This is a genomic window from Staphylococcus piscifermentans, from assembly GCF_900186985.1.
Classification (GTDB): Bacteria; Bacillota; Bacilli; order Staphylococcales; family Staphylococcaceae; genus Staphylococcus; species Staphylococcus piscifermentans.
The window spans coordinates 935,661-947,577 of sequence record NZ_LT906447.1 but is presented as its reverse complement, the minus strand read 5'-3'; the positions used below and the strand labels follow the sequence as shown (position 1 = coordinate 947,577).

The 11,917-nt window shown below is 35.2% G+C and carries 12 protein-coding genes; 2 read left to right on the top strand and 10 right to left on the bottom strand.

Annotated elements, in window-relative coordinates:
• Nucleotides 1-27 precede the first annotated feature (27 nt).
• From CKV71_RS04155 to CKV71_RS04135, 5 genes are all read right to left on the bottom strand, one after another.
• Entirely contained in the window at nt 28-495 is a 468-nt protein-coding gene (locus tag CKV71_RS04155) for a SepA family multidrug efflux transporter (protein ID WP_095104143.1), read from the bottom strand.
• Between the two features lie 104 nt (nt 496-599).
• Nucleotides 600-1,937, bottom strand: coding sequence for a multidrug efflux MFS transporter SdrM (gene sdrM / locus CKV71_RS04150; RefSeq protein WP_095104141.1), 1,338 nt, complete (start codon nt 1,935-1,937; stop codon nt 600-602).
• 121 nt (nt 1,938-2,058) lie between these two features.
• Nucleotides 2,059-2,742 carry a PAQR family membrane homeostasis protein TrhA gene (gene trhA / locus CKV71_RS04145; protein ID WP_095104139.1) on the bottom strand — a complete coding sequence of 228 codons (684 nt, stop codon included), beginning with the start codon at nt 2,740-2,742 and terminating at the stop codon, nt 2,059-2,061.
• 20 nt (nt 2,743-2,762) lie between these two features.
• Nucleotides 2,763-3,956, bottom strand: coding sequence for a UTP--glucose-1-phosphate uridylyltransferase (locus CKV71_RS04140; RefSeq protein ID WP_095104137.1), 1,194 nt, complete (start codon nt 3,954-3,956; stop codon nt 2,763-2,765).
• Nucleotides 3,957-4,105: 149 nt separating this feature from the next.
• Nucleotides 4,106-4,621, bottom strand: a complete 516-nt coding sequence (locus CKV71_RS04135) for a metal-dependent hydrolase (RefSeq protein ID WP_095104135.1) — start codon at nt 4,619-4,621, stop codon at nt 4,106-4,108.
• A 187-nt stretch (nt 4,622-4,808) separates the two neighbouring features.
• Between CKV71_RS04135 and CKV71_RS04130 the strand changes: the two genes are divergently transcribed.
• Complete coding sequence (locus tag CKV71_RS04130; protein ID WP_095104133.1) at nt 4,809-5,066, top strand: SunI/YnzG family protein; 258 nt, start codon at nt 4,809-4,811, stop codon at nt 5,064-5,066.
• Between the two features lie 52 nt (nt 5,067-5,118).
• Here the strand turns inward: CKV71_RS04130 and CKV71_RS04125 are convergent, their stop codons facing one another.
• Complete coding sequence (locus CKV71_RS04125; protein ID WP_095104131.1) at nt 5,119-6,216, bottom strand: low temperature requirement protein A; 1,098 nt, start codon at nt 6,214-6,216, stop codon at nt 5,119-5,121.
• A 171-nt stretch (nt 6,217-6,387) separates the two neighbouring features.
• Here CKV71_RS04125 and CKV71_RS04120 point away from each other — a divergent pair, with 171 nt between their 5' ends.
• Nucleotides 6,388-6,729 (top strand): heme oxygenase, encoded by a 342-nt coding sequence (locus CKV71_RS04120; protein WP_095104129.1) that lies wholly within the window; start codon nt 6,388-6,390, stop codon nt 6,727-6,729.
• 49 nt (nt 6,730-6,778) lie between these two features.
• On the opposite strand, the gene CKV71_RS04115 is transcribed toward CKV71_RS04120, so the two are convergent.
• The 4 genes from CKV71_RS04115 to CKV71_RS04100 form a co-directional block, all read right to left on the bottom strand.
• Nucleotides 6,779-8,149 carry a YjiH family protein gene (locus tag CKV71_RS04115; RefSeq protein WP_095104127.1) on the bottom strand — a complete coding sequence of 457 codons (1,371 nt, stop codon included), beginning with the start codon at nt 8,147-8,149 and terminating at the stop codon, nt 6,779-6,781.
• A 241-nt stretch (nt 8,150-8,390) separates the two neighbouring features.
• A complete protein-coding gene (locus CKV71_RS04110) occupies nt 8,391-9,353 on the bottom strand; it encodes a FecCD family ABC transporter permease (RefSeq protein WP_095104125.1) in 963 nt (320 codons plus the stop codon).
• Nucleotides 9,350-10,381, bottom strand: a complete 1,032-nt coding sequence (locus tag CKV71_RS04105) for a FecCD family ABC transporter permease (RefSeq protein WP_095104124.1) — start codon at nt 10,379-10,381, stop codon at nt 9,350-9,352. The genes CKV71_RS04110 and CKV71_RS04105 overlap by 4 nt, the downstream gene beginning before the upstream one ends.
• A gap of 14 nt (nt 10,382-10,395) precedes the next feature.
• Nucleotides 10,396-11,397 carry an ABC transporter substrate-binding protein gene (locus CKV71_RS04100; protein ID WP_095104122.1) on the bottom strand — a complete coding sequence of 334 codons (1,002 nt, stop codon included), beginning with the start codon at nt 11,395-11,397 and terminating at the stop codon, nt 10,396-10,398.
• Nucleotides 11,398-11,917 lie beyond the last annotated feature (520 nt).

Here is an 11,917-nt window from a genome sequence, read left to right as displayed (position 1 = left end):
GCAAAGCAAACTAATTGCTTGCGGAGATTACTTATTTCTATTTAGATTTTCGCTATCTGGATAAAATACTTCTTTACATATATATAAGAAAGCTATAATCAACATAATAACCCAATAATCAATATTTATATATACATAATGAATGTGCACAATGAAAAAGAACATCACTGTAGTAACAGAATAGGAAATCAGATGGAAAATTGCACCGTGAAAATATGGACTCTGCGGTAATTTCTTTTTAAAGTAATCCATTAGATATTCTACGGTAAACATTGTAAAGTAACCGAGTACAATATAACTGCCATAATAAAATAGATTTTGGTAAAAACCTTTATTATAACCAAAATACCCTAGATGAAAGAAAATAAGCAGTCTACTTAACCCATATAATACAAAACCTAAAAGTGTGAGGAATATCGCACCCGAAATCACAAACACTAAGATAACAATTAAAGTAGATATAAGATTGAAAAAGTTGTTTTTAAAAAATTTCAAGCATCCTCACCTCTTTCTTTACGGTAATTTTTTACACATGTATCATAACACAATAAAAACCTCTCTATAAATTAAAATATCCCGCTTCACCACGGGATATTTCTTCAGGCTTCTGATTTATTATTTTTATACAGAGTCCACCATAGTGCGAAAAGGATTAAAATAAACACTATAATCAGCGTCACGTTATTAAGAATACGTGCGCCTCCTACCACAAACGGCATGGTATAAATACCACCCATAATAGTAGAACCGATGGAATTACCAAGATTTTTCGATAATGAATAGAAAGACATCATGCGTTTCATCTCATTTGGAGATGTTTCTTCTTGCACTATCACACTGTCTTTCGTGTAAACCACACCGAAACTCGCACCTGCAAGCAATAATGTAACAGCTAATAATACCGGAGCTGCATGAGTAGCAAATATAAGAATACTGCATACCAGTAACGAAGCGAACGCACCGATATAAAGTGTTTTTCTAGTTATATTCGCCTCAATACGATGCAGATTGAAATTAATAACTAGCCAAGCTACAGAAATAGGAAATACTACGAAACCACTTTGCAACGGTGATAATCCTAACTCTTCTTGTAAATAGATCGGCATATATAAATTATAACCCATTAAGATCATGGCATACATAAAGTCAGTAACGAACACTAACGTAATTGTGCGGTTGAATTCAGATACAGGAAGAAACGGAACACGCATTTTCTTTTCTACCTTAAACAATTTATAAGCTATAACTGCACCAATAATGAAAGTAATGATTTTTAACCAAATCGGAAGGGGTGTTGTGACTGCTCCGACAATAAAGATTAATGTTAAGTAAAAAAAGGAAAGTCCTTTGCTGTCAAAAGGTTCTTCGTTTTCAACTTTGTCTTCATCAAAATGAAAAGTGATGAAGGCAAGGATAGCTGCAATCACTGCAATCGGAATGTTAATGAAGAACAACCAATGCCATGTTGCAAATTCTAAAATTCCCCCGCCTAATAAAGGACCAATAATGCTTGAAATCCCCCAAACGCTTCCGACAATCCCCACGATCTTATATCTTAAAGGAATTTCAAAAGCTAATTTGGGAACGATTTGGCTTAATACCATCATAATCCCTGCGCCAAGACCTTGCACAAAGCGAGAGATAATTAATAATGTAAATGTACTGCTTAATCCTGAAAACAAACTTCCGATACTAAATAACAACAATCCCGTTATCGTCACATAAATAAGTTTAAAGCGTGACAAGAACTCTCCTACTAAAGGATTCACAATCACAAGTGCTATAAAATAAACTGAGAACACTAAAGAAATTGAAGCTGTTACATTTAAATCTTGTTTAATTGTAGGCAGTGCTAAAGAAATAATCGATGTTTCAATGGCTGACATGAACATAATCAATACTAGCGCAGTCACTACCCCAATTGATTTCAATTTCATAAAACGAATTCCTCTTTTCTTAATCTCTTTTCTTGGATTCTTACAATAAGAAAGAGGTTGGCAACTTTAAAACAACCCTTTCTGATTGTCATTTAAAGTTCCATCCTCTGTTTCATTCTATCTACATATAATACAAAATACCGATGAAGTGGCACAATGAAGCAATTACAATAAAGATATGCCAAATCATATGAAAATAGGGCTTATTCTTCTGAGCGTAAAACCATGCTCCGATTGTATAGGCAATACCGCCAAGCAAAATAAATAGCATAAATTGCCATGATGCTTCTTTCCATATAATCGGAATATAGATGATTCCAACCCAACCCATAATTAAATACATAAATAAACTTAATTTGGGATTTACTTTCTCAGCGATTGCTTTGTAGAGAATACCCCATATTGTAATGCCCCACAATAATATCATAATAATCCAGCCGAACCATCCTCCGACCAATACTAATGATACTGGAGTGTACGTACCAGCAATAGCGATATAAATCATACTGTGATCCACAATTCTCATAATATATTTATGAGAAGAATTATTTTGCATCACATGATAAATTGTAGAAGATAGCAGCATTAAAAAAATACTGATTACATAAATTGACACGCTGACAGACGTTAACGTACCACCTTGGTTATAACTATGTACGGCTGCATAAGGTAAGGCAATTAATGTTATTAAAGCAGCAGCCCCATGTGATGCAGCATTTCCAATTTCTTCTCCGAATGATAAGGGGATAATATCCTTGAATCGGCTAATTGCGTTTTCTTTTCCTGTGTTTGAAGTCTGTTTCAATAATGACTCCACCTTTACGGTTAAATAAGATTTCTGCGTTTTAAATCATTAGTTGCAGTTTCCACGCTATCTTTTCCTTCGCGATTTTTTAGCGGTGAAAATTCTTCATCTCGTGGCACTTGCAATGTGATAAAACTTGTTGCGTATTTAAAGATATCAAAATAAAATAATTCAAATTTTAAAGTAGGCTTTGTCACAATATCGAAATCTTCATCCAACTGTGCTAATTGCTTCACTGCTAAATGATAAGGCATTTCTCTATCTACAGCTGACTGTATAAAAGCAAGTTTAAAAGCATGAATACCGATATTCGCATTATGGAATGCATCCGCTTCAGCTTCATCCAACTCTGAATACTCAAGCACAGCATCTTTACAATTAATATTGACTAAACGTCCTACACTCTCCCCTGGTTTAGGTTCGATTGATTTAGAGCTGATATCGCGATTATACTCCACCGTAAATCCAGCAAATACAGGATCCAGTACACGTGCTAACACATTATCAATATTATTCATAAATATAAATTTTATGCCGTCTTCTTCCATCTTATCGAGGTAACCTTGCTCCTCAAGGGCTTTAAATACACCGCCGTTTCCGTTCGGCGTTTCCATAACTTCGCCATTTTCGCCTAATACGATACTGCCTTCTTCATTTAAAGCAACAATATTTTGCTGTTTAAAGAAATGAATAGAGTTGGCGTCATATCCAAAATAATTCTTTTCCTCAAAGAAATGGCGTGTTGCTTCATCATTGATGTCGCTTGTCATAATATACCAATCAATTTTACGACCCGCTACTTCTGCTAGATGAATCAACTGTTTGGCTTGTAATTCGAAAAGGCTCGTCCCTTCGATTTCAAAAGAACCCTTTGGTCCATCATAGCCTAATCGAGTACCTTGCCCGCCTGCCATAAGCACAACGGCAAATTGACCTTCTTTAATCGCATCGATTCCTGTATGATAAAATGCGTCCAACTCTTCCTTAGAATAGTCGTCCTTAACTTTATATTTAACTTCGGTCGCCTCTTTTGCTTCTTTGCTTTTATTTTGCGACTTCTCAACGTAAAGTGATTGATACATATCTTGAATAGCAGATAAATCCAAAGATTCTAATTTAGAAGCAATATTTTCTTTTTCATTCGAACTCATTAATTTCTCATATTCTAATAAATGTTGTTGATTATTTTTCTCTAATTTGTTCTTATCCAACATGGTACCTCTCCTTAAGTTTCTCCGCGATTAACGAGTGTTCAAAATATTAATATATTTCGATACTCTTAATACCCTAAGATTATATCATATATTAATCAGTTCGGCTTAATCCTGATTAATTCTAATTTATACCTTTTAAAGTCACGCTATCAAAACGGCAAGGTTATAAATTGATTCAGCCACTGATTAATAACTTCGCGAAATATAACATATGTACCACCGAAAGTAAATGCGGTTGCTAATGATAAATCTACCATTCCGCCCGTTTTAAATTGAATGGGGAGTTTAACAGATAATGGCAATGGATATAACAACTTAACGCCTCTAGGTGTCAACATATCCAAGATAATGTGAGAGGCCATTCCACCGATGAAAGCTGTAAAATACATTTCTGGTGTATGAATACTTGTTAATAGTAATGCCATTAATAATGTGAATAAGAGAGAATGTGTAAATGTTCTATGACCGAACAAAGTACGAACGATAAAACTTAAAAATTTAAAGCGACGTCCTATTTTGCTCTGTGTGTGACAAATATCCGGCAGCATGCTCCCACCTACTGCTAAGACAACAGTTGTAATAGAATTGAACAAATCAGGATGATAATAATTTACTGCGAGCGTTCCTATTAAAAACCCGCATGATATGTGCGTTTTTCCTGTCATCTCTAATCTCCCTTCTGATTTTATTATTTTACCATAATCCGCCTTCAAAAGCGAACATATTTTCGGTACGTATGTTCGCTTTTCATTAGTATGACACATTCTCAAAAAAGTATCTCATAATTGTTGAAAACGTTTTCCAAATAGTGTATGATGTATTTACAATATTTCAAAAGGATGTGTTCTTGTAATGGCAATGACAGTAAAAAAGGATAATAATGAAGTAAGAATCCAATGGAGAGTCGCTAACATTAAAATTCCTACAGACAGCATCAAAAGCATAAAAGAAGATCAAGACTTGCACGCAGTACCTGAAGAAGGCAAAGAAGTTTCACGAATCGGTACTACTTTCGGTAAAACAAATCGCGTTATTATCGATACTGACGATCACGAATACATCATTTATACATTTAATGACAAAAAAGTCTATAATGAGTTAACGAAATAAACGAAAGACGAAGCGGCCACAAACTCAACATGTGGCCGCTTCTTTTTTCTTATTATAAGTACTTATTTAAAATGCTCTTATTTTCTCCGTAATACATTCCGCATAATAAAAGTATCGCTAATATCTCTACAATCGTAATAAAGTGAATATTTGTTATCACTAAACCTAATATTGTCGCTGCTAAAATGATTCCTACATATAACTTTTTCCCTTTATCAATATCGCGATGCAATATTGTATCGATGAATATACCGAATAAGAACAGGCAAAATGCTAAAGTATAGCCAATCTGCTCTCCACTACTCAAAGTGTGAGCTGATAATGCTTTATGCATAATCAAGAAAACTATATTAGTAGCATAAATAATGAATAAGTGTATATAGATTGTAATTAACCCAGAATCATCATTTTTTTCTTGATCCAGACTACCTTTATAATGAAATGAATAAATGATAAACATACTTACAATGAGAATGAAATATACAATATCTAGTACATTAAAGTTAGAAAGTTTAATAGTCGGTACAATTTGAACGATACCTTCCCCGAATAATATAATCATGAACAAACTTAACCGTTCAGTTAAATGTGAGAAAAATACCGGGTTTTGTTTGGACGCCCTCCAACAAACACCTGGATTTGATACAGCAATAATAATCCCAATCATAAAAAACCAGAAATTTATATTTTTAGGCAATACCAGTCCTAAAATAAAAAATATAATAGTTAAGCCTAAACCGGTTAAGTAGACACGAATCAGACGATTGCTGAGACGATGTCTAATCAACATATGATTCAAGAAATATTGCACCATTAAACTCACGTATATACATGCAGTTATCGATGCAAAAGGAATAAATGTTTCTTGGAAATTACTATTAATGGCTTTTGAAAGGCATAAAATTAAAAACATATCTGTAAAAAGGAATACATATTGATACCATTTTTGCTCAAAGAAGCGGTTAATCAACAAAGTATGATAAACCCAAATTGAATAAAACACTAAAAATAGTACCAAGTTTTTTCCTAAACTTTCAAAACTTACTAACGATTGTGAAACATGTTGTACAGTTTGATTGATAGTAGATAACACATATACAAATACCAAATCGAAAAACAGTTCAGCCATACTGACTTCTTTTTTCTGCATTGCTTCCCTCCTTCCATTATGATCATTTCACATATTTTTACTTTATAATTTTTACCACTAAAAATTTTGAAACAAACCCTTTTGTGAACCGTGTATATATTTTACTTCTAATCTATTTACAATTAGGGTAAAAATAAAGAGAGAAAATTTTAAATAAAGGAGAGATGAATGATGTATATCGTTACAAATAGAATTGAAGTTAAAAAAGGTTTCGCAGAAAAAATGGCACCACGTTTCACTTCTAATCCAAAGTTGGAAGAGATGCCGGGATTTAATCGTGTTGAAGTTTCATTAATCGAAGATGACAATGCAGATACTGAAGAAATGTATGTGACAACTTGGTGGGATTCAGAAAAAGACTTTGAAAATTGGAAGAATAGTGATGCCTTCAAACAAGCTCACCAACGTTCCGATAAAAAAGAATCTGATAATCAAGAAAAGAAAGAATCACCGATTATTGGCAGCAATCTCGTAAAATCTCATGTTCTTACAGCACTTGGTAAATTAGAATAGCAAACAAAGAGGGGGTTGCGACAAACTAATGTCACAGCCCCCTTGTCTATTAGAAATATAAATGCGCCATTAACGCTATAATAGGTAATACAATGATAGTTCTGAGTAAGAAAATGACAAACAATTTGCCGATACTGACTGGAATCTTAGAACCTAAGATAACGCCTCCAACTTCAGATAAGTAAATCAATTGAGAAATACTCAATGCCCCTACTACAAATAAAGTGACTTGGCTTTTCACTCCATCAATTAAGATAGAAGGTAAGAACATATCTGCAAATCCTACGAGCATCGTTTCAGACGCACGTCCTGCTTCAGGAATTTGTAATAGCTCTAATAACGGAACAAATGGTTTACCGATAATTTCAAAGAATGGCGTATATGTCGCTATAATTGTTGCCAAGGTACCAATTGTCATTACGACTGGTAAAATTGCAAACCACATATCCACAACAGTTCCTAATCCTGATTTGAAGAAATCGATAAAGCCAGGTGCTTTAATTCCTTTTTCAGTAGCTAAATTAAAACCATGTCGCACAGCTGAAACGCCTTCTGGTTTAGATTCGTCTTTACTGTACTCACTATTTTCCACTGCGTATTCATCAGGCACATTGCGTAACGGCCAAATTCTCGGCATAATGACTGCCGCCACTAAACAAGAAACAATAACGGTTAAGTAAAAATAGAAGAAATGGTTCTGCATACCGACTGTTTCAGCTACCACAATCGCAAAGGTTAACGATACTACACTGAAAGTAGTCGCAATAACCGTCGCTTCTCTTCTAGAGTAAAAACCTTGTTCATATTGACGGCTAGTGATAATTACACCTACTGTACCATCTCCGATAAATGATGCCAAATTATCAACAGTAGAACGGCCAGGTAATGTGAATAATGGTCTCATGACTGGTCGGAATATCGGTCCAAGCATTTCTAATAAACCGAATTCTAGTAGAAGCGGTAAAAATAAAGCTGCGAAGAAAAATACCGATAGTAAGGTTGGCAATAAATCTGAGAAAATTAAATTACCTGTGTCATCTGAGTAAACGATTGTGGTACCGAAATGTAAGAAAGTCATCCAGGCAAAGACAACCGCTAATAATCTTACAATCAACCAAATCGGTGTCACATTGAATACTGTGTTCATTAAACCTTGAGGATTAATTCGATTTCTAAGAATAGTAGAACATAATAAAGTAAGGATTCCTGAAAGTGTAATGACAATCAGTAAGATATAAGGCATCGAGCCTCCTAATATATCTTTCAGCCAATGTGCTAAAAATGCTACGGTCAAGGTAGTTTGTTTCTTGCCATCTTCAGTCACTGGTATGGGAATTAAGAAAAGCATAATTCCGATTAATGACATAATAATAAATTTTAGGCGTCCTTTTATAATTTGCGATTTTGTATATTTTTCCATAATCTTCTCCCTCTCGTTAAAACAATTATAAGCATAATCAAGAGAGTTAGCAATAGAAAATTAAATATTAATACAAAATAATGTATAAAATCTACAATTATAAATCGCTACTCTCATTAAAAGAAAAGCACTATGCATGGCTATTCCTCTTTCAAAAGTTCTTCTTTTTCCAAAATAAAAGTATGTATATTGCATAAAAAAAGAACCGCTTCCCTTCCATGAGAAACGGCTCTGATTTTCACTACATTTTTCTTAATACGTAAATAAAGTAAGGTGCACCGACAATCGCAATAATAACGCCGACAGGAATGTCTAATGGTGGATGAATGCCGCGTGCTAAGGTGTCGCTGACAATAATCAAGATTGCTCCGATTAAACCAGACATCGTAATGATATGAATATGTTTATGACCGACAATGGTTCTAGCAATATGCGGTGCAATCAAGCCGAGGAAACTCAATCCGCCAACTACTGCGATTGAAGATCCTGCGAGCATTACTGCTAATATAAGCATCACCATTTTTACGGTACGTACTCGAGTACCAAGCGCAGTTGCTACTTGATCGCCGAGATGTATGATATCTAGGCGTTGTGCTAAGAATAATATCAACGGCACTGTGACAATGAACCACGGCAATATTGATAATACGTGATCCATATTACGACCGAATAGACTTCCAGTCAGCCATACCAGTGCTAAATTCGCTTCGAGCGGGAAACGAATTAACAAGTATTGAACCATTGCCATACAAATCGCACCAATGGCTAAACCGATTAAAGCCAAGCTAGAGCCTTGTACATCTTTACGTGCAATTAAGTAAGACAAGATTAAGCTCACTACTAACGCACCAATGAAAGATGCTACAGGCAACGCATAGATAGGCGCTTTCGGAAATAAAATCAAGACGGTTACCGCTGCTAGACTTGCCCCTTTCGTAATACCGATAACGTCAGGAGAAGCTAATGGGTTACGCACGACGCCTTGAATGACAGCACCGGAAATAGCAATACTGCTTCCGACAAGCAATCCTACCAGCATACGCGGTTCTCTATATTCATTGATAATAAAATCATCTTGCATAATTAATCCCTTAACAGCTTCTAGCGGATTTACGAACACCGCACCGACTGAGAGAGAGAATAAAGAAACTAATATCAATATCACAATGACAATCAGATATTTTCTTCCTAAATGTTTCGTCATATGCGTTTCACTCCTCTCAATGTCAATGATAAGAAGTAAATTGCACCTACGAATGAAGTCACAATACCTACGGGTGTTTCATAAGGATAGGCAATCAATCTGCTGATGACATCAGATAGCAATAGAATTGCCGCACCGAATATCATAGTAAGCGGTATGATCACCAAGTAGTTATGTTGAGTATAGTGCTTCACGATATGCGGAACGATTAAGCCGATAAATCCGATCGGCCCAGCTATCGAAACAGAAGCACCTGCCAGTACGACTACTAAGATACCTAGAATCAGACGTGTCAATTTAATATTTTGTCCAAGTCCTCTGGCAAGTTCATCTCCTAATTCTAAAATAGAAATACTGCGCCCCATAAATATTGCAGCAATAAAGGCCGCTATTAACCAAGGTAAAATCGAGACTACATCAGCCCATTTTAAGGTAGAAAGCGAACCTACCAACCAAAAGTAAACAGTAGTTGTGGAGTCCTCATTCAGTAAAATCAGTCCTTGTGTCAAACTCGTGAAGAAGAGATGCACTGTCATCCCTGCTAAAGCTAATTTGACCGGTGTCATACCTTTTGTAGAATCAGATAACATGTAGACGATACTACCGCCAATAAATGCACCAATAAAAGCGAGTAAAGTAGATAAAGGCGTTAAGGCGGGAAACATAACAGTAATGATCACAATCACGAAGGAAGCCCCTGCATTGACACCAAAGATTTGAGGTGATGCCAATGGGTTGCGTGTCATAGCTTGCATAAACAACCCGGCAACAGCGAGCGCTGCACCGATAAGCAAGCCGCCTATCATTCTCGGCATACGTATATTATGTATCACTAACGTGTTTTTTGTATCGTGGTGCCATATTAAATAATCTGCAATGTCTTTCAACTTCATATTTGTAGTACCGACAGTCAAATTGAAATACATCACAATAAAAAGAAAACACACACTCCCTATAAAAAGGAGCGTGGTGCGTTTTCTTTGTTTCTTTTCAATTAGGCTGTGGTTAGATTGTGTACTCATAACCATTCACCTTCTCCGTCTTACTTATTACCTTGATCGTCTTTGTGTTCTTTAGAGATTTCTACTAATTCTTTAGCAAGTGCTTCAGAAGAAATCAAACCACGTGATCTTGACCAAGTACTGCGATCTGCAGTGTACACACGATTATGTTTAACCGCATCGATTGTTTTCCAAACTTTATCATTTTCTTGTTTTTCTAATAAAGGTTTGTCTTTTTCATCAATCATGATAAACATTTGTTGCGGATTTACTTTTGCTAATTGTTCAGTTGACATTTTTAAGTAAGGACCATTCATGTATTTAGGTAAATCTTTAGAAGTACCTTTGTTCAATGCTTCTTTGAATCCTAAATCATGGAAGATTTGACCTACATATGATTTATCAGAGTGTGCCATAATGTCAGATTTAGTAATTACGGCTGGTAAAGCTGATAATTTTTTATCTAAAGTAATTTCTTTGCCGTATTTATCCATTTTTTCGTCATGTTCTTTTAAGCGTTTGTCGCCTTCTTTTTCTTTACCTAATGCTTTAGCAATTGTTTTGAAAGCTTCGATGTTTTGTTTATAGTCACCGTCAAAGCTTGGTAAGAAAATAGTTGGTGCGATTTTGTTTAATTCTTTTTTAATTCCTTTATGACGTTGTTGGTCAGCAAGAATTAAATCTGGTTTTTCTTTACTGATTACTTCTAAGTTCGGTTGTTTACGAGTACCCACTGATTCGTATTTACCGATTTTTTCACGGATTGGTTTGATGATACGATCTGGTTTATTATCATCTGCAACACCAACTGGCGTAATACCTAATGCAGCTAATGCATCTACGAAAGAATATTCTAAAGCTACGACACGTTTAGCGCCTTTTTTAACTTTAGTTTCTCCACCGTCATTTTTAATTGTGATTGTATCTTTAGAATCTTTTTTGCTTGATTCTTTAGATTTGTCACTATTACCGTTGCCGCAAGCCGTCACAACAGTTAAAGCTAAAACTAATACTAGAATACCGAGAAACTTCAACTTATTCATGTTTCTGATTCCACTCCTTCATATTGATTGATGCTTTAGAAGTGGCGAATGAAATAATACTCTAGCTGACTTGATCGGTTCAGTTTCAAGCCAATATATGTAAGCGCAGAAAGAATTGTTAGAATGTAGTATTTCATTGCCGCTTCATCTTTCATCTTTACTTATAATACTATTGATAACGATTCTCATTGTCAACACTATTTTCCACTTTCTTGAAAATAACTGATATAATCGCATGATTGCGTTTTCTTTTGAAAAAGTTGAGCTTTGTATGAGGTGTAGAGTGTGAAGATTATGCAGACTGTGGAAGTTACGAATTTTGCAGGTTTATCACGGGCATGTTGTTCTCCATCTTGGCCGATATATTCATTTATTGGACACGTTGCTCTCCATCTTGGCCGATATATCTGTTTATTGGACATGTTGTCCTCTATCTTGGCCGATATATCCGTTTATTGGACACGTTGCCTCCCATCTTGGCCGATATATTCGTTTTGCCAGTATAGATAATCAGGAAATG

Excerpts from the sequence above, each read along its gene's own strand:
- sdrM (WP_095104141.1), bottom strand. The coding sequence starts at position 1,937 with ATGAAATTGAAATCAATTGGGGTAGTGACTGCGCTAGTATTGATTATG.
- CKV71_RS04140 (WP_095104137.1), bottom strand. The coding sequence starts at position 3,956 with ATGTTGGATAAGAACAAATTAGAGAAAAATAATCAACAACATTTATTA.
- CKV71_RS04135 (WP_095104135.1), bottom strand. The coding sequence starts at position 4,621 with ATGACAGGAAAAACGCACATATCATGCGGGTTTTTAATAGGAACGCTC.
- CKV71_RS04130 (WP_095104133.1), top strand. The coding sequence starts at position 4,809 with ATGGCAATGACAGTAAAAAAGGATAATAATGAAGTAAGAATCCAATGG.
- CKV71_RS04125 (WP_095104131.1), bottom strand. The coding sequence starts at position 6,216 with ATGCAGAAAAAAGAAGTCAGTATGGCTGAACTGTTTTTCGATTTGGTA.
- CKV71_RS04120 (WP_095104129.1), top strand. The coding sequence starts at position 6,388 with ATGTATATCGTTACAAATAGAATTGAAGTTAAAAAAGGTTTCGCAGAA.
- CKV71_RS04115 (WP_095104127.1), bottom strand. The coding sequence starts at position 8,149 with ATGGAAAAATATACAAAATCGCAAATTATAAAAGGACGCCTAAAATTT.
- CKV71_RS04110 (WP_095104125.1), bottom strand. The coding sequence starts at position 9,353 with ATGACGAAACATTTAGGAAGAAAATATCTGATTGTCATTGTGATATTG.
- CKV71_RS04105 (WP_095104124.1), bottom strand. The coding sequence starts at position 10,381 with ATGGTTATGAGTACACAATCTAACCACAGCCTAATTGAAAAGAAACAA.
- CKV71_RS04100 (WP_095104122.1), bottom strand. The coding sequence starts at position 11,397 with ATGAATAAGTTGAAGTTTCTCGGTATTCTAGTATTAGTTTTAGCTTTA.